General features: G+C 27.7%; 18 protein-coding genes. 1 reads left to right on the top strand and 17 read right to left on the bottom strand.

The genetic code is table 11. From position 1 onward, the window contains the following. Nucleotides 1–332: 332 nt before the first annotated feature. Nucleotides 333–533 (top strand): cold-shock protein, encoded by a 201-nt coding sequence (locus KGF48_RS18585; RefSeq protein ID WP_227436749.1) that lies wholly within the window; start codon nucleotides 333–335, stop codon nucleotides 531–533. A gap of 161 nt (nucleotides 534–694) precedes the next feature. On the opposite strand, the gene speB is transcribed toward KGF48_RS18585, so the two are convergent. From speB to tnpA, 17 genes are all read right to left on the bottom strand, one after another. Beyond that, the gene (gene speB / locus KGF48_RS18580; RefSeq protein ID WP_227868432.1) at nucleotides 695–1,573 is read right to left on the bottom strand and encodes an agmatinase; all 879 of its coding nucleotides are present in this window, start codon (nucleotides 1,571–1,573) and stop codon (nucleotides 695–697) included. Next, a complete protein-coding gene (gene speE, locus KGF48_RS18575) occupies nucleotides 1,563–2,414 on the bottom strand; it encodes a polyamine aminopropyltransferase (RefSeq protein WP_227841431.1) in 852 nt (283 codons plus the stop codon). The genes speB and speE overlap by 11 nt, the downstream gene beginning before the upstream one ends. A gap of 35 nt (nucleotides 2,415–2,449) precedes the next feature. After that, nucleotides 2,450–2,863: an adenosylmethionine decarboxylase gene (speD, locus tag KGF48_RS18570; protein ID WP_227436754.1), complete on the bottom strand. Its 414-nt coding sequence runs from the start codon at nucleotides 2,861–2,863 to the stop codon at nucleotides 2,450–2,452. Nucleotides 2,864–2,923: 60 nt separating this feature from the next. Further along, on the bottom strand, nucleotides 2,924–4,399 hold the full coding sequence (locus tag KGF48_RS18565; RefSeq protein WP_227841432.1) for an aminotransferase class I/II-fold pyridoxal phosphate-dependent enzyme: 1,476 nt from the start codon (nucleotides 4,397–4,399) through the stop codon (nucleotides 2,924–2,926). Nucleotides 4,400–4,932: 533 nt separating this feature from the next. Next, nucleotides 4,933–6,237 (bottom strand): MATE family efflux transporter, encoded by a 1,305-nt coding sequence (locus KGF48_RS18560; RefSeq protein ID WP_227840878.1) that lies wholly within the window; start codon nucleotides 6,235–6,237, stop codon nucleotides 4,933–4,935. 97 nt (nucleotides 6,238–6,334) lie between these two features. Next, complete coding sequence (locus tag KGF48_RS18555) at nucleotides 6,335–7,129, bottom strand: MerR family transcriptional regulator (RefSeq protein WP_227854911.1); 795 nt, start codon at nucleotides 7,127–7,129, stop codon at nucleotides 6,335–6,337. A 188-nt stretch (nucleotides 7,130–7,317) separates the two neighbouring features. After that, nucleotides 7,318–7,956 (bottom strand): GntR family transcriptional regulator, encoded by a 639-nt coding sequence (locus tag KGF48_RS18550; RefSeq protein ID WP_227829859.1) that lies wholly within the window; start codon nucleotides 7,954–7,956, stop codon nucleotides 7,318–7,320. A 234-nt stretch (nucleotides 7,957–8,190) separates the two neighbouring features. Continuing rightward, on the bottom strand, nucleotides 8,191–10,056 hold the full coding sequence (locus KGF48_RS18545) for a glycoside hydrolase family 13 protein (protein WP_227840879.1): 1,866 nt from the start codon (nucleotides 10,054–10,056) through the stop codon (nucleotides 8,191–8,193). 6 nt (nucleotides 10,057–10,062) lie between these two features. Then, complete coding sequence (locus KGF48_RS18540) at nucleotides 10,063–12,483, bottom strand: glycogen/starch/alpha-glucan phosphorylase (protein WP_227840880.1); 2,421 nt, start codon at nucleotides 12,481–12,483, stop codon at nucleotides 10,063–10,065. A 13-nt stretch (nucleotides 12,484–12,496) separates the two neighbouring features. Continuing rightward, on the bottom strand, nucleotides 12,497–13,939 hold the full coding sequence (gene glgA, locus KGF48_RS18535) for a glycogen synthase GlgA (protein ID WP_227829862.1): 1,443 nt from the start codon (nucleotides 13,937–13,939) through the stop codon (nucleotides 12,497–12,499). 28 nt (nucleotides 13,940–13,967) lie between these two features. Further along, on the bottom strand, nucleotides 13,968–15,098 hold the full coding sequence (gene glgD / locus KGF48_RS18530) for a glucose-1-phosphate adenylyltransferase subunit GlgD (RefSeq protein WP_227829863.1): 1,131 nt from the start codon (nucleotides 15,096–15,098) through the stop codon (nucleotides 13,968–13,970). Nucleotide 15,099: 1 nt separating this feature from the next. Continuing rightward, entirely contained in the window at nucleotides 15,100–16,260 is a 1,161-nt protein-coding gene (locus tag KGF48_RS18525) for a glucose-1-phosphate adenylyltransferase (protein ID WP_227846253.1), read from the bottom strand. Between the two features lie 761 nt (nucleotides 16,261–17,021). Then, the gene (locus KGF48_RS18520; protein WP_227436770.1) at nucleotides 17,022–18,065 is read right to left on the bottom strand and encodes an SPFH domain-containing protein; all 1,044 of its coding nucleotides are present in this window, start codon (nucleotides 18,063–18,065) and stop codon (nucleotides 17,022–17,024) included. Nucleotides 18,066–18,084: 19 nt separating this feature from the next. Continuing rightward, complete coding sequence (locus KGF48_RS18515) at nucleotides 18,085–18,531, bottom strand: NfeD family protein (RefSeq protein ID WP_227840882.1); 447 nt, start codon at nucleotides 18,529–18,531, stop codon at nucleotides 18,085–18,087. 189 nt (nucleotides 18,532–18,720) lie between these two features. Continuing rightward, a complete protein-coding gene (locus KGF48_RS18510; protein ID WP_227840883.1) occupies nucleotides 18,721–20,307 on the bottom strand; it encodes an NAD(P)H-hydrate dehydratase in 1,587 nt (528 codons plus the stop codon). 211 nt (nucleotides 20,308–20,518) lie between these two features. After that, complete coding sequence (locus KGF48_RS18505) at nucleotides 20,519–21,682, bottom strand: transposase (protein WP_227868431.1); 1,164 nt, start codon at nucleotides 21,680–21,682, stop codon at nucleotides 20,519–20,521. Beyond that, nucleotides 21,679–21,962: IS200/IS605 family transposase (gene tnpA / locus KGF48_RS18500; protein ID WP_227868430.1), on the bottom strand; the 284-nt coding region annotated here is incomplete at its 5' end. The genes tnpA and KGF48_RS18505, both read right to left, overlap by 4 nt.

Here is a 21,962-nt window from a genome sequence, read left to right as displayed (position 1 = left end):
ATATAATAATAGTGATATTTCTGAAATTTCACTATTTTTAAATTTTATTTTCAGTCTATTTTATAATATTTTTTATTATTTTTTTATATTTTACTCTTTATTTTTCAATTTATATATTACATTTTTTGATATTAAATTTGCTAAAACTCATCAGATTTCTATTTTATTTTCTTTCATTGTTAATATATTTTTTAGCAAAATTTTTTAAATTCTAAAATTGATTAACTTTTTTTAAAATTTTAATTGCTTTTTTTTAAAATTTATGCTATATTAATAGAACAGACTTAATTTATTTAGTTTGTATTTTTTAATAAAGCGGAGGTTTTTTTATAATGAAAAACGGAATAGTAAAATGGTTTAATAGTGAAAAAGGATTTGGATTCATATCAGTAGAAGGAGAAGACGATGTTTTCGTACATTTCTCAGCTATACAAACTGATGGATACAAAACTTTAGAAGAAGGCGAAAAGGTTAGCTTTGATATAACTCAAGGTAATAGAGGACCTCAAGCTGAAAACGTAAATAGAATATAATTATTTAATTTAAATATATATATTTTAGAAAAGGAGCTACATAAGGCTCTTTTTTGTTGTCTAAAAAAAATAAATAAGTTACCTTAAAAAAGTGCTAAACTTAAAACAACTTATTTAAAGTAACTTCTTTCTATTATAGTATATTATTCATATAGACTACACTACCTAAATTTACTTGATATTATTAAGCACAATTCTCTCAATACTTTACATGCTATAACTGTTGATACTCCTGTCATATCATAATCAGGGCTTAGCTCTACAATATCACAACCAACTATATTTATATTAGATTTTTTTATAATCTTAAAAATATCTTGAAATTCTCTATAATTTATACCACCAGGTTCTGGTGTACCTGTTCCTGGAAATACAGATGCATCCAACACATCTAAATCTACAGTTAAATAAACATTTTTCCCATTCAATTTATTAATTATCTTTTCAAATGTATTTATTCCACCAACTTCCATATAAGTATGTTTTTGTTCTATTGCAAATTTAAATTCTTCTCTTGTTCCAGACCTTATTCCAAATTGAAATATTTTATCATCTCCAACAATATCCCATACTCTTTTAATTACTGTTGCATGAGAATTTTTATTATTATTATATTCTTCTCTTAAATCTGTGTGTGCATCAAAATGAATTACATACACATCATTATACTTCTCATAGACTGCTTTAAAAGCTGCTAAAGTAACTAGATGTTCACCACCAATCATAAATGGAACCTTTAAATCTTCAACTATACTAGCAGTTTCATCATATATTTCTTTCAAAACTTGTTCTGTATCTCCAACACTAATTTCCAAATCTCCATAATCACATATATTATAATCTTCTAAATCCAAGTCTAAAAAAGGACTATATGTCTCAAGACCATAAAATTCTTTTCTCATCGAGCTACTTGCAAATCTAGCTCCAGGTCTATTTGAAGTAGTTCCATCAAACCCTACTCCAAACACTATCAAATTTGATTCTTCATAACTTTTATCCATACCCATAAATGTATTTATATGATAGAAATTACTCTTCATTTAACATCTCCTTTACATATTGAGGTAGCATAAATGAACCTAAATGGATATCACTATTATAATACTTCGTTTTTAAATTTAATTTTTCCCAACCATCTCTATCTTGATTTTTTATTGGGTCTAGTTTTTTTGAAGCAAAACCAAATAACCAGTGTCCAGATGGATATGTTGGTATATGTGCTTGATAAACTTTAGATATTGGAAATATACCTTTTAACTTATCGTTGGCTCTTTTCATTTCTTTAGCATTAAACTCAAAATAAGGACTTTCACTTTGATTTACTAAAATTCCATCATCAGTTAGTATTCTATAACAATCTCTATAAAAATCATTTGAAAAAAGTCCTTCTCCTGGTCCTATTGGGTCAGTTGAATCTACTATTATTAAGTCATAAGATTTGTCATAAGCCTCTTTAACAAACTTAACTCCATCTTCAAAATATAAATTTACTCTTTCATCGTCTAATTTACATGAACATATATCTATATACTCTTTAGACACATCCACAACCATTTTATCTATTTCAACCATATCAATTTTTTCTATTTTAGGATAACGACTTAACTCTCTTACTGTACCACCATCTCCACCACCTATAACTAAGACTTTTTTGATATTTAAATTTGTAGCCATAGGAACATGAGTTATCATGTCATGATATATAAACTCATCTTTATATGTCACCATCATTAAACCATCTATTGTCAGAAACTTTCCAAACTCCTCACTATCAAACACATCTATTCTTTGAAACTCAGACTTCCCTTCAAATAAATGTCTATCTACTTTTATAGAAAACCTTACATTTTCTGTCCATTCCTCTGTATACCAAAGTTCCATATAATAATCCTCACTTTCATTTATCTATTTTATGTTTATACTGCTTCAGGTTTATGAGTGATTTTACCTAAATCTTTCTTTGAATATTTTTTTATTTTTGTTGTCAATCCTCTTGGAATTTCTGTGGACTCACTTCTTTCTGATTTTAGAAGTTGTTCCAATAATTCGAAACTTTTCCATGGGTCTATATCACCACAAGTAAAAAAATCCGCCGCTGCATAACCATATTCAGGCCAAGTATGTATTGTCAAATGAGATTCAGCAATTATGACAGCACCCGAAACCCCCCAAGGATTAAAATGGTGAAATACAGAATCAACAATTGTAGCCTTTGCATTTAATGCTGAATCATTCATAAAATTTTCTATAAGATGTGGGTCTTTAAGTATGCTCTCATCACAGTTATAGTATTCTACTAGTATATGTCTTCCTAGTGTTTCAAATTTCATTTCAATCTCAACTCCTTTTACATATTTATATATACTATTCTATTTATCCAATAACACAATTTATTTTATAACGAGTATTGTATCTAAGTTTTTATCTTGCATATCAGTCAAATACGCATTACTCTCTTTTAAAAAAACAATGTACTCCATAATTTCTTTTGTTATTAACTCTCCTGGAGTAACAATTGGTATACCTGGTGGGTATGCCATTATTGATTCTCCACAAATTCTACCTATACATGACTTGATTTCTACACTTTCTTTAGATGCATAAAAAGCTTCTCGAGGATTAAGCTCAATAGTTGGATTTATTTGAATCATATTAAACTCATTTAACTTGGCTTCTTTTCTATAAGTTTTTTCAATTATAGAAAGAGCCTTAACCAATCTATCAATATCTGATTTATTAGTTCCAATAGATACAAGTGCTAAGATATTGTACAAATCTCCTAGTTCTACTTGAATTGAAAACTTTTTATACAACAAATCATACACTTCAAAGCCAGTTAAATTTAACCCTTTTACATTTATACATAATTTAGTTTCATCTATAAATTTAACACCTTTTCTTTTTAATATTTCGGTAGACAAAACATCTATTCCATCTATTTTATTTAATCTAGCTTTTGCGTATCTCGATAAATTTAATGCTTTTGATAATTGTTCTTCTCCATTTTCAACTAGGTTAACTCTCGCTCCATCTATACTTGCCATAAGCAAATAAGATGCAGATGTAGACTGTAACATATTGATTGACTGAAGTACTTTTTCAACTCTTATATTTTCTCTATTCAATAAAAGTGCTGAAGATTGTGTCAATGCTCCTCCAGTTTTATGTATACTTACAGCCACCATATCTGCTCCTAAACTTATTGCAGAAGGAGGTAAATCTAAATGAAATGGAAAATGAGCACCATGAGCTTCATCTACTAACACTAAAAGATTATTTTTATGGCATAATTCTATGATGCTCTCAAGGTCTGCACAAGCACCATAATAAGTTGGATTAAGTAAAAATAAAGCTTTTATATCGCAGCTTTTTTCTATTTCCTCTTTAACTTTCTCAATAGTAATATTTAAACTTATACCTAGTTGCTCATCAAATTCTGGTTGTATAAATACTGGTATTCCTCCACAAAGTATTAAAGCATTTATTACTGACTTATGAATATTTCTTGGGAGCAATACTTTTTCTCCTGGATTTATTACACTTAGAATCATTGCATGTATTGCTTGTGTAGTACCATTAGTTATAAAGAATGCTTCATCAGCCATGTATGCCTGCGCTAATAAATCTTGTGCATTTTTTATGACTCCAGTTGGATTAGATACATTATCCATAGTGGGTGATGAGTTTATATCCATTTTCATGAGATTTTCACCTAGATATTTATTTAATATATCTACACCTCTATTTTTCACATGTCCAGGTACATCAAAACAAGCTATATCTCTTTTTGAATATTCTTTTAATGATTCCAATAAGGGCGCACATTCATAGCTCAATTCAACTGCATTTGCGAACTCACTGTCCATGACTTTAAATTCATCTCCTCTCTATTTTAATATTTTTATTGTTTTTATTTATTATTTCTATTTTTTATTTTTACTTTTATTAAACTCATGATATTTATTATATTAACAAACAAGTCTTTTTACAAGTATTTTTTTATTTCACACCAAAAACCTATACCTTAGTATTATCAATATTTATAAACTTTCATATTTTTTATTGTTTATATTATTTTTTTTATAAATTAGTATTTGTAAACTTTATCACTTTTAGTCAATTTCATATTTTTATTTTTTTCAAGTTTTACTAACGCTTTAAGTTTAATATTTTTAATTTGTATGTATTCTATTACTAAACTTTCATACTATTTTTATTTTATATATTAAAATCTATAGTTTAGTGTAACTAAATAATTTTCATATTTACACATTTAAATTTTTTATAAAAATTATTAAAATTTAATCTAGTACTATAGAATAAATTCTATTTGTACAAACAAAAATAGAGTAGTGAATAAATTCACTACTCTATATAAATAATTTATGATATCATAACATTATAAACTTATAGCATTTTTTGTACATTCCTTTACATTTACTACTTTACTCATAATTAGAACTGTCAAGAGTTCTGAAACAGCCATACTTACCCATATTCCATTTATTCCAAATAACTTAGAAAAAACAAATAGTATAATCGGCAATAGTAAGATTGAACGTAAAACTCCTATAATATTAGAATGTACTGGCATTTCTATCGCTTGATAATACATCATAGTTGTTAAATTTTTTCCAATCATAAGATAGGCTAAATTAGCCATGTTAAGTGCAACATAAGCCATTAAAATAATTTCTTTATCACTCGTAAATATTTTTATAATTTCTTTTCCAAATAAAAAACATATTACTGTGAATATTATAGATACACAAAAACTCATTTTTGTTGCCATATTATAATAGCCTAACATTTTTTTAATTTCTTTAGAGCCAAAATTATAACTTATAAGTGGTTGAACACCTAAAGTTATCCCCATTAAGAGATTATAAATATTAGTAGTTACATAGTTTACTACAGCATAAGCAGAAAGACCTACATCTCCAACAACTCTTGTCAAAACTATATTATGTGCAAGTATAATTATTGAAAAAGCACTCTCTGCAAAAAATGAAGGAAATCCTATATTAAATAATTCTTTTAAAACATCCTTTTCTATCTTTGCTGGCCCAAAGGATAACTTACCTTTTTTAAACATAAAATGAGGTAACATTATTATAAGTGTAGATAGTTGACCTAAGCCACTTGCAATTGCTGCACTTTTTACACCAAATCCAAGCTTAAATATAAATATATAATTTAAAGTTATATGAAATATGGTTCCTGACACAGTAGCTATCATGGCAAGTTTTGGTCTTCCATCATTTCTTAAAAAACTACAAAAAACAAGACCTAGCAAATTTGGAAAACAGAAAGCAGCATAAAATGTTAAGTATTCAGAAGATAATCCGACTAAACTTTCTGTTGCTCCCATAATTCTAACTATATGCTCTGAAAAAAGTATACAAATTATTGTAAGAGATAAACTACCTATTATTAAAACTTTTATTACTTGCCTAAATATATTTACAGCCCTTTCATCATCTCTAGAACCAAATTTTTTCGAAACTAGTGCTCCTCCTCCAACTGCCATTAAACTGGATAATCCTAAAAATACCATTACAAGAGGCATCACTATACTAACAGCTGTAAGTGCTGAATCGCCTAGTCCTTTTCCCAAAAATATTCCATCTAATATTGTATTAAAGGATGATACAAACATAGCAAGAGCTGATGGTATAGCATACTCTAAAAATTTTTTTGACATTAAAAATCTCCCTCCCATAGATTATTATAATAAATATTATTTCACTATATAAAATACTAATCTATCCTCTGAGGGTAGAGTCAAGTTTTTTTGTATACTATTTTTTTCTTATTTCTAATTGAACCAATGTCTTTTCTTTTGTGTCTGAATCCACTCTAGAAAGCATCCATATTTCATTAAAGTTTCCAACAAGTTCTATATTATTATCATTTGCATAATCGATTATTTTTTTATAATAATCATAGGCATTATTCCAATTATCATCATATATAATTGTTAAATATTCACCTGCTGGTAAAATGTGCTGATTTTCATATTCTTCTCTTTCTGTAAAATCTACTATATAATCATATAATAGTGCTTTACCTTCTTTAATTACTTTCTCATATGAAATACTACCTGAAATTATAGGATATACATCATTATACTTATCTTGAATGTGTAAAATAATATGTCTCAGATACATCTCAAGTTCAACTTCATCCTTTGAATTACATTTATAGACATTTACTTTTCTTTCTTTATTGTATTTTATAAATACATTATTTAAATCATATTTTAACAATTCATTTACTTTAAATTCTATATCATTTAGATAATTTTTCACATCTGATAGTTCTTTTATTTTACTTTCTATCATTTTATTTTGTCTATCAATTGTATTCATCATAGACTCAATTGAGCTATCTGAATCAATTAATTTTTTTATATCTTCAAGAGCCATACCCATAATCTTACAGTACTTAATTACATCTATACTCATAAACTGCTCTCTTGAATAATACCTATATTTATTTTCTTGGTTTACATATGCTGGTTTTAATATCCCTACTTTATCGTAGTATCTTAGAGTTTTTATTGACAAATCAAAAAGTCTAGATACTTCTCCTATCGAAAAATATGTTTTTATATTATCCCCTCCTTTATATTTTGCATTAAAATGGTACTACATTAATCTATAAATATCAATATAAAATTAGTTGTATTTTTAATTAATTTTATATTGATATTTATAGATTAGAAATAATAAAATAATGATAGAATTATATAAAAAATAAGAGAAGCTTTTAAAAGCTTCTCTTATTCCATCTCTGCTATAGGTATCGTTTTCCAATGTTTTCTTAAAATTGCTTCAACATTTTCTGAATCTTTCGCTCTCATAAACTTCACTGCCTCAATATGTTGATTATTGCTGTAAGTTAACATTTTATACAATTCTTCTTCATTATCGCTAGTATATGACTTTGACATAAAATTATATCTAAGAGAATTCAACATATTTATTAACACTTGATTATCTGATTTTGCTATGTATATATCGTGAAATTCATTGCTTAGTTTTAAGTAGTTATTGTAATTTTTATACTTTATAGAGATAGCCATCATTTCTGTTAGCTCGTCCATTTTTATTAAATCTGATTCAGTTAAATTTTCTAAAGATGAAGAACCTGCTAACGCATCTAACACACCAATTACAGAATATGTGTCTAGTTTTTCCTTTTCCTGAAACTCTTTTACCACAAATCCTTTATTAGGTATCTTTTCTAGTAAATTTTCACCTGCCAACCTCGTTAGTGCTTCCCTTGCTGGTGTTCTACTAACTCCAATAGAGTTGCAAATTTCAGATTCAGTAATTCTCTGATTAGCTTCATACTCTCCATTTTGGATTTTTTTTGATATATAGTCATAGACTTGAGTTGTAAGTGGATCTACTTTCATAAGACACTCCTCCATATTAAGATTATAAAAGTTAAATCTCCCTACAACTTCAGTAGAGAGGTTTTGTTTTATCTTACTTATCTATATAATATCATAACTTCTATATTTTTTACACTTCTTTGTAATATTTTGAAATACTAAAATTTTTATGATAATTTAAAACAAAAATGTAGCAAAACCTTTGATAAATCAAAACTTTTGCTACATTTTTACTTTTAATTTAAATTATTGTACTTAAAATACACTAAAAATAATAAATGATTTAGAATCCATATGGATTTTTAATTCGTTATTTTCTATCGGTATATTTTTATTTACATTTTTAGAATTATATTTTATAGGTATTTCCTCTATAAAGCTACCCTCTATATTTAATGACAGATTTTCAGGATTGTTACTTCTGTTTATTAAAATTAGTATCCTATCATTATCTTCATTAAATCTTATAAATGCAAACACATTATCATTTCTAGTATATATAAATTCTGTTTCTCCAGAACTTAAAATTTTATTTTTATTTCTGATTTTTATAATATTTTTATAAAAATTTAACATATCTTCATCTTCATTTTTCCATGGATATGTTCTTCTATTGTCTGGGTCTACATCTCCACAAAGACCTGCCTCATCTCCATAGTATATATATGGTACTCCTTCAAATGTCATTTGCGTAGCTACAGCAAGTTTCATCAAATCTATATCATTATTTAATTCAGTTTTAGCTCTTGTAACATCATGTGTTCCAATTAAATTTAAATTAGACTTAAATGATTCTTTTGGATAATTTTCTTTAATTTGTATATATCTATTGCTAAGTTCATATGAATTAATTTCTCCTTTTAAAAAAGAAAACATATTATTTCTAAATGGATACCCCATAACAGAATCTAATTCTTCGCCTAATAAATAGCTTCTTCTTTGACCATAACTAATCTTATTTGAGGCGTCTTCCCATACTTCCCCTATAAGTATCGAGTCATTATCAGCTTCTTTTAATTCCTTTTTCAGCTCTCTTATAAACTCAGTTGGAAGTTCATCTGCAACATCCAATCGCCACCCTTTAATCCCCATATTCATCCATTTGTTTACGACACTATCCTTGTCATATATTATATAATCCATATAGCTTTTTTCTAATTCATTTGTATTTGGCAAGGTCTTTATATCCCACCAACTTTTATATTTATGAGGAAATTCTTCAAACATATACCATGAATAATATGGTGATTCTTCTGATTGATATGCACCTAAACTATCATAATTTCCATACATATTAAAATACTTACTATCAGCTCCAGTATGACTAAAGACACCATCAAGTACTATTGATATATCTTTTTCTTTTGCTTTATCAATTAATTCTTTAAATGTATCTTCATCTCCAAACATAGGGTCAATCTTTTTATAATTTCCTGTGTCATACTTATGATTACTAGAGGCTTCAAATATAGGACTTAGATATAATATACTCACTCCTAATTTTTTTAGATACCCAAGTTTATTAATTATTCCTCTTAAATTTCCACCATGAAAATCCCACCTTATAATATCCCCTCTACTGTCCTTTATGTATATAGGTATATCTTCCCAATTACCATATATAAAGCTGTTTTTCTTAGGATTATCAACCTTCCCATTACGATTTCCATTGTTAAATCTATCTACAAATATATGGTAAAGTACTCCTTCTTTATACCAGGTTGGCACTTTAAAGTCTTTATAAACAGTAATTTGATATTTATTGATATCATTATAATTATATTCGCAAGTGTATCCATTTTCTCTATTCTTTCCATAGAATACAGTCTTTTTCTCACTATCTATTTCAACAATTACTTTAAAATAATAGAAATAAACACCGGTTATATCAAATTTTTCAACATTACAATAAAAATACTTTCCAAATGTGTTATTGTTTAATTCTTCATTTAAAATTATTGTCTTTGTTTCATCTTCTTTGTTTATTTCTAGGGAAATAGACTCAACATTATATCCTTCATTTACTTTAACTTTAATTATCAATTCTTCATCAAATTTTAAAGCTCCAAACGGAGCCTTAAAATTTTTATCCCAAGAATTATATTCTATTATGTTTTGCATTTATAATCACACCCTTTTAAACCAAATGTCTTTTGCATATTCAGAAATTGTTCTATCAGAAGAAAAAAATCCTGAATTAGCTATATTAACCAAAGACATTGTATTCCATTTTTCTTTATCACGATATAGTTTGTTTATATTTGCCTGAGCTTGACCATAATTTTCAAAATCCCTCAATACAAAGTACTCATCATTGTAAGTGGTAAGTGAATTATAAATACTTCTACCTTCTTCACCTAGGTTAGGAATAAATCCATTTATTAAATCATCTACTACCCTTTTTATATTCATGTTAGAATGATACAAATCAAGTGAAGAATATCCACCAAACTTATTGTAATTCAGTACTTGCTCTGCACTAAGTCCAAATAAAAACATATTTTCTTTTCCTACTTGTTCACATATTTCTACATTTGCACCATCTAATGTGGCTAAAGTTATGGCACCATTCATCATAAATTTCATATTACTTGTTCCTGATGCTTCTTTTGTTGTCGTTGAAATTTGTTCACTCACATTTGCTGCTGGTATTATTATCTCTGCTAATGATACACCATAATTCTCTATAAATACTACTTTTAACTTGTCCTTTACTCTAACATCATTATTTATAGTACTTGCAACTGAATTTATAAATTTAATTATACACTTGGCTAAATAATATCCTGGTGCAGCTTTTGCCCCAAATATAAAAGTTCTTGGGTCAATATTTAAGTTAGGATTGTCAAGTAATTCATGATACATATGGAGTACATTAAAAATATTCAATAGTTGCCTTTTGTAAGCATGCAACCTCTTAACCTGAACATCAAATATAGAATTAGGGTCGATATTTAAATCATATTTATCATTTATAAAATTTGCTAAATTTACTTTATTATTGTATTTTATATCATCAAGTCTTTTTAAAACAGAAAAATCATTTTTAAATTTTTCAATATTCTTTAGCTGTAAAGTATCTGTTTTCCATGAGTCACCAATTAAATCTGTTATTAAATTGCTAAGTTGAGGATTTGAACTTATAAGCCATCGTCTATGTGCAATTCCATTAGTTTTATTGTTAAATTTATTTGGTTCGTCTTGATAAAAATCTTTTAAAACTTCTGTTTCAAGAATTTGAGTATGAAGCTTAGCAACTCCATTTACACTGTGACTTGTTACAATACATAAATTTGCCATATTTATGTTGTCCCAATCTATTATACTCATTCTTCTTATTTTATCTTGGTCATATCCTTTATTATTTAACTCTTCTACATATCTTCTATTTATTTCTTCTATTATCATATAAATTCTTGGTAATAGCTCTTTTATCATGCTTACAGGCCACTTTTCCATTGCTTCTGACATTATAGTATGATTAGTATAAGATACTGTTTTTTTAGTTATCTGCCATGCTTCATCCCAAGATAATCCCTCTTCATCAAGTAGAATTCTCATAAGTTCTGGTATACATAAGGTAGGATGTGTATCATTTATATGAATTGCCACCTTATCAAATAAATTCCTGATATTTAGCTTATTCTTTTTACACTTCCTTATGATATCTTGTACACCTGCACTTACAAAGAAATACTCTTGCTTAAGTCTCAATAATTTTCCTGCATAATTTGAATCATCAGGATACAACACTTGTGAAATTTCTTCAGTATAATACTTGTGTTTTAAAGCTTCTTCATAACTTCCTGAATAATTTAGAGCATTTGAGGTAAGTTCTCCAAAGTCTCTTTTTGGTATCTCACTTTTAAATAATCTTAAAGTATTGATACATTGATTTTGGTATCCAATTATTGGTATATCATAAGGCATTGCCATTACAGGAAGATAGTTTTTATGGACTACTTTTAAATGAATTCCTTCCTTAATCAACTCTACTTCTCCACCAAACTTCACCATTGTCGCTTCATTTGGTCTTACAGTTTCCCATGCATAACGTCCTTCTGTAAGCCAGTTATCAGGTACTTCGACCTGATAACCATTTACAAATTTTTGTTCAAACAAACCGTATTTATATCTAATTCCATATCCTTGACCACTTATATTCAAAGATGCCATAGAATCTAAAAAACATGCTGCTAATCTTCCAAGACCACCATTCCCTATGGCTGGGTCTACCTCAGCTTTGATTAAATCATCTAAGTTAATTCCTAATTCTAGTAATCCTTCTCTAACTTCTTCTTCAATATTTAAATTTAATAAATTAGATTTTAATTGTCTTCCTATTAAAAACTCTAGACTAAAATAATAAACTTCTTTTTTCTTATCTAACTTCGTAGCAACCCATTTTTTTGCTATTTCATCTTTCAGTAGACTACATAGTACATTTAACAATTGTTCATCAGTAGCTTCCTTGATAGACTGTGCATATAAGCTATACATTTTCACTTCAAATTTTTGCTTGAATTTCTTTTTGCTTATTGTTACCAAAAAAACCACTCCTTTAATCACATATGTCTCTATATGTTTCTATATACTCCTTAGCTGATTTTTTCCAACTATTATCAGTATTCATTGCATTTTCAACTAGTTTCATCCATTTTTCTTTATCTCTAAAAACCTTAATTGCATTTTTCAAACAGAAAAACATCTCATGAGCATTGTAATTTTTAAAACTAAATCCATTCCCTTCTCCAGTAAATTGATTATAAGGTATTACAGTATCTTTAAGTCCTCCAGTTTCTCTAACTACTGGCAAAGAACCATATCTCATAGCTAGCATTTGACCTATACCACAAGGTTCAAATAGTGATGGCATCAAGAATATATCACTTGCAGCATAGATTTGTTGAGCCAACGATGCATTAAATGTGATTCTAGCTGATACTTTACCTGAAAAATTAGAATCGTAATAATTAAACATTGATTGATATTGATGTTCCCCAGTTCCTAAAATGACAATTTGTAAATCTTCCCTCATAAGCTCCGGCATCATATAGGCTATTAAATCAAATCCTTTTTGAGAAACTAGTCTTGAAACTATTCCTATTAATGGAATAGAAGAATCTTTTTTTAATCCTAATATATCTTGTAATCTCAGTTTATTTTCCAATTTTTTCTCAATAGAATTTACATCATAATTAACAAATATATCCTTATCTTTCTCAGGGTTATTCAAGTCATAATCTATACCATTTAATATACCTTTTAATTTTCCTGATTCCTTTCTAAGCAAACCATCTAATTGTTCTCCATAAAAAGATGTTTGTATCTCATTTGCATAAGTAGGACTAACAGTTATAACTTTATCTGCAAAATTTATTCCAGCTTTCATAAAATTTATTGAACCATAATACTCTATATCTCCATTATCAAAATATTTTTCAGGTAAATCCAATATATCATCTAAGACATACTTATCAAATACACCTTGATATTGTAGATTATGTATAGTATACATAGTTTTTATATTTTTATACCCCTCAAGGGTTGCATATCTCTCTTTTAAAATTAATGGTAACATTCCTGTGTGCCAGTCATTTATATGTATTACATCTGGATAAAAGTCAATTCTACTTATAGCTTCTAAGACAGCATCTGTAAAGAATGTATATCTTTCTGCATCATCTCCATATCCATAAATACTCTTTCTCTCATCTTCTCTTCTAAAATAAAATTCATTGTCTATAAAATAAAATTTAACACCATCTAGCTCCATTTCTAAAAGACCACAATATTGATTTCTCCATCCAACACGTACACTAAAAACAGCTATTTCTTTTAATTGATCTTTTAAATAACTTGGTATAGTTGAATATTTAGGCATTATTACCCTTACATCTACACCTTCTTTTTTTAATTCTTTAGGCAATGCATAAGATACATCTCCTAATCCTCCAGTTTTAGCAAAGGGCCAACACTCTGCTGTTACATAAAAAACTTTCACTAGCTATTCCCCCTTCTAAAAAATATTTTTATATATTCGTATTTTTTTCTACTACAATAGGATATTTTTCATCTCCTTTTAACTCTTTTCCTTTTGATACACTTGTATTTTTATCTAGTATTGCATTATATAGTTTTGCATTTGACTTTATTACACAATTTTGCATTACTATTGAGTTTTCTATAACTGTTCCTTTTTCAACATTAACTTTTCTAAATATAATACTATCTTTTACAGTACCTTCTATTAAGCAACCTGATGCTATAAAACTATTTTCTACCTTTGCACTATCTGTGTAAATTGTAGGTGACTCATTCTTTTCTTTAGTAAATATTTTTCTTTCAGAATACAATAATTCATCAGCCACTTCTATTTCTAATAAATCTTTACTCATTTGAAAATATGATTCAACAGAATTTACACATTTCAAATATCCTGTATACTCATAAGCTCCTATTTTCATATTTTCTGCTTCTTCAACAATAAATTCTTCTAGATAACAATAGTTTCCTTTATTTACAATATTATATATACATTCTACAAAATCTTCACGCTTCATAATATATATTTCCATACATATATTTGCTCTAGGGAATTTTCCTAAATTATTTCCGACATTTATTACTCTGTTATTACTATCTAAGTTTAAAGTTAGATTACCTTCAAAATCTTTATTTGCATTGTTTACATTTTTATATATCATAGTTATATCATTATGAGATTTTTTATGGTATTCCAAAGCCTGAGAATAATCTAAATTGCATAACATATAACTTGGAGCTATTAAAATATATTCTTCTTCACTTTTCTCTATATAATCAAGATTAGCCAGTATTGTGTATATATCTCCTTTTCTATGTGAGTAAGTATTTCTATACTTAGTATTTTCTGGGCTAAAAATTGATAAACCACCCTTTTTTCTACTTAAATCCCAATCTTTCCCGCTACCTATATGGTCTGTCAATGATCTATATTTTTCTTTTGCAAATATTCCAACTTTTGTAATTCCTGAATTTATCATATTAGATAGAGCGAAGTCTATTATTCTATATCTTCCAGCTATTGGTGTAGAAGCTATCGGTCTTCCATAATTAAGTTTATTTATTGCAGGGTCTCCTTTTTTGTTTAAATTTATTATACCTAAACATTCATTTCTCATCTTAAAGACCTCCTTCTATTAATACGCATCTAGGCTCTATATTTTCATATTCAGAAACTACATTTATCTCATTATTTACATTTTTTATCTGAACATTATCATTTATAGTTGCACATTCGCCTATCATAGCTTTTTCTATAGTTACATTTTCTCCTATTACAACATTTGGCATGATTACTGAATCAATTACTTTGCTTCCTTTTCCAACAACAACTCCATGTGATAATACAGAGTTTCCTACTTCTCCTAAAATTCTACAACCATCAGCTATCATTGATCTATGAACATTTGCACTTTTGCCTATATATTGAGGAGGCATTGCCATTGTATTTGTATATATCTTCCATTTAGGGTCTGATAAATCCAGTGTTTCTGGAGATTTAATTATATCCATATTTGCATCCCATAAACTTTGTATAGTTCCTACATCTCTCCAATACCCCTTAAATGGATATGCATACATTCCAACATTATCCTCTAACATTTTAGGTATTAAATTCTTTCCAAAATCATCATAATTTATATCTGGATTTTTTTCTGCTTCTTTAAAATAACTTCTCAACATTTTCCAATCAAATATGTATACTCCCATAGATGCCAAATTACTTTTAGGTTCGCCTGGCTTTTCTTCAAATTCATAGATACTTGAATCTTCATTTGTATTCATTATGCCAAATCTAGAAGCTTCATCCCAAGGTACTTCAATTACTGCAATCGTAGCTTTAGAACCTTTTTCTTTATGAAATTTTAACATTTTACTATAATCCATCTTATATATATGGTCACCAGATAATATTAATACATATTCTGGATTATAGGTATCTACAAAGTCCATATTCTGGTATATAGCATGTGCTGTACCATTATACCAATTTCCCTCTTTTTCATTCATAAATGGTTGTAATACATATACTCCACCATTTATTCTGTCTAAATCCCAATGACTTCCCATGCCTATATGAGAATTTAATATCAATGGTCTATATTGAGTTAAAACACCTACAGTATCTATACCAGAATTTGAACAATTGCTTAAAACAAAGTCAATAATTCTGTACTTTCCTCCAAATGATACGGCTGGTTTTGCAATCCTCTTTGTAAAAACTCCAAGTCTTGAACCTTGCCCCCCTGCCAAAATCATAGCTAACATCTCTTTTTTCATTTAATGACACTCCCCTCATCTAGTAATTAATATTTATAATTGCATTTTTACCTTTATAAACTTTTAGTCAATAAATGTTGTGTATAAATTTTGCCCAAACGCTAATGTAATAAGAGTAAAATAATATAAACTATACAATTTCTATAATATATACCCCATAATTGTTTTATTGAAGTATGCATTATTTTCCATCAGTGCTATAGTACTTATAATATTCAATTCCTAATTAGAAAATAATATAAACATTTATTTTATAGATATAAAAAATATTTTTTATAAATCAATTCATATCATACAAACATACTTAAACTTTTATGATTTTTTGATTTGATAATAATAGAACATAATATGACATGATTATCTAAAAATCTGTAAACAATTACTAGCTGATTTTATTTTTCTTGTCATTTCCTTATTTATGATTCAATTAATGAATTTTAAAATTTTAGTTTTATTGTTAGATATATTCATTACGTTTGATATTTTTATAACTATATATGTTATCAATATAAATATTCAAATTAAAATTACTTTCTTTTCCTACATGTTTTATTTAATATTATATAACACTTTTTACATTAGTAAAGGGTAAATTGTATAAAAATTCTGTTAATTTATTTTTAAAATCCCGTTTTATAAATAAAAACAAAGAAGAAGACTTAAAAAACTATAAGTCTTCTTCTTTTCAATGTGCATTCTATACTATATTTAATTAATTCGACATTTAATTTCCATTTCCTTCCTACGATAAAAAAACTCTTTTATTTTTTTAATGAATCATTTCCACTAAATGCATCTTTTACATCTAATATATCATTCTTATCATCACTCATGACTTCTTTTATCCCTTTGAATGTTCCTAGGAAATTAACTGCTTCTGAAGGTAAAACCAATTTTGTTGACTTGCCTTCAGCCATTTTTTCAAGTGCTTCCATAGATTTTAATGCTAGGATATTATTATCAATGTCAGACTCTTTCATCGCTGAAAACACTAATTTCAAACCTTCTGCAGTGGCCATTTGAGTTCTTTTAATCATTTCAGCTTCACCTTGTGCTTTAGCAATAGCTGTTTGTCTTATAGCCTCAGCTTCACCTTCTGCTACTAATATAGCAGACTCTTTTTCACCTTCTGCTACACGTACCATAGCTTCTTTTCTTGCTTCTGCCGTTAATATAGCAGATTGTTTTTCTCCTTCTGCTTGTAATATAGCAGCTGACTTATTACCTTCTGCTTGAAGTATTGCTTCTCTTCTTTCTCTTTCCGCTCTCATCTGCTTTTCCATCGCAACTTGGATATCATGAGGAGGCATTATGTTCTTTAACTCTACTCTATTTACTTTTATTCCCCATTTATCTGTTGCTTCATCAAGGATTGTTCTCATTTTTACATTTATTATATCTCTTGATGTTAGTGTTTCGTCTAAATCAAGTTCACCAATTATATTTCTTAAAGTTGTAGCTGTTAGATTTTCAATAGCAGCTATTGGATTTGCTATTTCAAACACATATCTAACTGGGTCTGTAACTTTATAATATACAACTGTATCAATCTGCATAGTTACATTGTCTTTAGTTATAACTGGTTGAGGTGGGAAATCTATTACGATTTCTCTCAAGTCAATCACATATGCCATTTTATCTAAAAATGGTATCAAGAAATGTACTCCTGTTTCAGCCACTTTTTGAAACTTACCAAGTCGCATTATTATACCTACTTTAGATTGTTTTATTACTCTTATACAGGTTAAACTTATTGCTACGACTACTATTATTAATACAATACTTAAAACAACTTTCATACCCATAAATATATCCTCCTTTATTTTATTGATTCGTCACACTAGTTGCAGAATTCACTTTTTTAACAACTAGTTTTACCCCTTCTATTTTTAATACTTCTACTGTAGAACCTTTATCAATCTTTTCATCATCTATAGAAATAGCAGTCCATATTTCATGTTCAACTACAACTAAACCAGTTTGATTAGAAGAAATTTCTTCTGTAACAACACCTTTTTTAGATATCATTGCTTGTAAATTGGTATTAGATTTATAAGTTTTATCTTTTTTTACAATTTTCTTAGTAGCTACAACTAACATAGCTATAGAAATTACAGCAAATATTAAAACTTGTAAAAATATACTCTTTATAAAAGTACTTAAAAATATGAGTATTACTGCTCCTACACTAAACCATATTAGTGTTAAGCTTGGAGTCAACATTTCTGCTATTCCAAATAAGATTGCTACTATCAACCATATCAACTTCATACTATCTACCCTCTTTTCATATGAATTATAAAACCCTATATAAATCATATTCTTTACACAATATATTTGAATATGAATTTAAACAATAAACCAAAAACCAATAAAATAAGTCAATTTTAGATTAATTTAATAGTATTATATCAGCATACTTTGTTAAAGTTGTTACAAAGTAGTATCAAATATTAGTCATTAAATAATCAAAAACTTGTTCATTGTTAACGAAATGTTACTTATTAAATCTGTTGCATTTACTGTATACATACTTTTTCCTAACTTATCTCCTATATAACCATGTACATATGCTCCACTCACTGTAGCTTCAAGTATATCCATACCTTGACCTATAAAAGAAGTAATCATACCAAGTAAACAGTCTCCCATTCCACCAGTTGCCATACAACTATTTCCTGTAGGATTTATATATGTTTCTTTACCATCTGTTATGATAGTTTGATAACCTTTTAAAAGAACAACTACATTATATTTTTGAGCAAATTCTTTTGCCACATCTACTCTATGTTCTCTTATATACCCAATTGAGTCACCTGTCAACCTGGCCATTTCTCCCAGATGTGGAGTAATTACAAACTTATTTTTCCACTCTAAAAACTTATAGCATCTATCCTTCATAACATTTAATCCATCTGCATCCAATATTATTGGACAGCTAGAGTTTTCTACTACTCTAAGTAATCTCTCAAAAGTTTTGTGATTATCTCCCATTCCTGGACCAAAACCAATTGCATTGCTAGAACTCAATAGTATATCAACTCTCTCTTCTTCAAAATTTACAGTCATTGCTTCATTGAGTCTAATAGATACTTTTTCTTGTACATCTTTACTACTAATCAAAGTTACAAGACCACTTCCACTTTTAACAGCAGATTCAGTTGCTATGAAACTAGCCCCATAAAATCCTTTTGAACCTGCAACTATAGATACTTTTCCAAAATCACTTTTAAATCCATGCTTATCTCTTTTTCTAATATTATTTTTTACAAAACTCTCATCAGTTATGAATTCATCATTATGGTATTTTCTTGTAATGAAATCTGGAACACCTATTTTTTCTACAATTACATCTCCAATAAGTGAGCTTACATCATAATTTAAAAACCCTCTTTTATAAAATTCAAAACTAATTGTTTTATTTGCTTTGATACAAGTTCCAAGTATACTACCTTTGTCACTATCTATACCAGATGGTATATCTATAGAATATGTATTTTTGCTGTTATCATTTACTATATCAATTACTTCTTTAAAAATCCCAGTTATTTCTCTCTTTAGCCCTGTTCCAAATATTGCATCTATTACGACATCACTTTTAGATACTGCTTCTTTAAATATTGTTAAATTTTTATTTTTAATTATACTCTGTTTTTCTGTTTTAATAATTTCATCCACTTTATTTTTATTTATATAGTCATTATACTCCTCACTTAAATCATTTTTATCAATATTTATAATATTAATCCCCATATTTAAAAGTATATTATAATTGATTTTAGAACATTCACTTAGTTTCTTGATATTACCAATTAAAAAGACATTCACATTTTTCCCTTTTAGCTTTAAATGTCTTGCTATTCCAAGACCATCTCCACCATTGTTTCCAACACCACATACAATTGTATAATCATTATATATATCTATATCCATGTTTCTCATTGCAGATATTACTGCATTTTCCATCAATACAATCATTGGAATTCCCAATTCTTCTACGCATGCATTATCAACACTTCTACTTAAATTAGCTGTACCTATCAACACATATCATCACTCCTATAAAATTAAAGACTTCCTAAAATATTTAAATAAAAACATATAAATATCTACTGAAGTCTTTTTAATCTCTTGACACACTCCCCATAGCTAAAGCAAGGGGATTCTTGGTGGCTAACGACTTAACACTATCTAAACGATAGAATCATAGGTGGTTACAAAGCCAAGCTACTTGGACGGTGTCTTCGCCACTACTACCTTATATGGTAGATACTTTTAAATTAATAGGTTGCTTATGGTTTATACTAAAATCAACTAAAATATATTTATGTTTTTTATTTAAAATATTCCATGCACCAACTATATCTCTATGAGTTTTATAACCACAAGTACAACTATAAGTTCTACCAGTTGGTTTGTGTTTTTTAGAACACTTTGGGCAAGTTTGAGATGTGTAGTTTTCTTTAACTAGCTTAACTTCAATACCTTGCTCTTTAGCCTTATATTTAATATAGTCTTTAATGCGACCATACTCCATTTGAGATATTTTTTGTCTATTAATTCTATTTAATCTTTTCTTCTTTTTTGTATTTTTCTCAATCCCTTTTATATCTCCTAAAACTATTTCACATACTTGTTGCTCTACACAAAAGTCTATAAACTTTCTAGTTGTTTGGTGGTATAAATTTATTAATTGGTTATCTGTTTTAGTTCTAATAGTGTTTTTTAATTTCCATAATCTCTTATATTGTCTACTACCTTTTTTACATCTACTTAATCTTTTAGAGATATAAGCATACATCTTATTTCTAAATTGCTTAATACTTCTACCTTCTCTATTAGATATTATAAGTCCGATACCTTCATTAGTTATACTAGCTATCGAATGTATTTCTCCTAAGTCTACACCTACGGTGTTGTTACCTTTCGGTGTTGGATTAATGATTCCATCATCAAATGTATAATACAAATAATATCCGTTTCGCCATACTATTTCAGCAGTCTTTATATTTTCAATATTAAAATCTAACTCTAAATATATACCTTTTGACATTGATAACTTTAAGTTACCTTTAGCATTGATATTTATTGCACTAGCCTTGAATGGTATTATATAAAATTTCTTGGTTTTATATGGATACTTTACCTTGGTATTACCTTTCTTTCTTAACTCTGAAATAGTCTTTCTATTAGCATCAAATTTATCTGATATTGCTTGTATAGTTTGACTATGTAGATTGTATTTACCTTTGATTATATTTTGTATATCATTCTTTTTTATCCATTGTTTATGTTCAAAATAGTATTTTTTGGATAAGCTAACTATATGATTCCAACAATTAGCACTCTCCATTTGTTTTTCCCTTACTAATTCAAATTGTATTCTAGTTAGGTTTAATTTTACTCTATGAGTTTTTATCATTTTTTCTTACTCCTAACTTGTTGATTGTCTATGTATTGTTTAACTACTTCTAAACTTACAGAGCCAACAGTTCCTACGAAATAACTATTAGTCCACATACTAGGCATACTAGACTTTAAATGTTGGAAATTTTCTCTTAATACTCTTGAACTAAAACCTTTTACTACTTTATGGATTCCAAATTGTGGGTCACATGATATTAATAAATGCACATGGTCTTTGTTTATTTCCATTTCTATTATTTCTGCTCCAAGTTCATCTGCTTTATATGGTATTATCT

Source organism: Clostridioides sp. ZZV15-6388, assembly GCF_020657755.1.
GTDB lineage: Bacteria > Bacillota > Clostridia > Peptostreptococcales > Peptostreptococcaceae > Clostridioides.
Note: the sequence above shows the minus strand (reverse complement) of the source record. Positions and strands in the feature narration are given on the sequence as shown.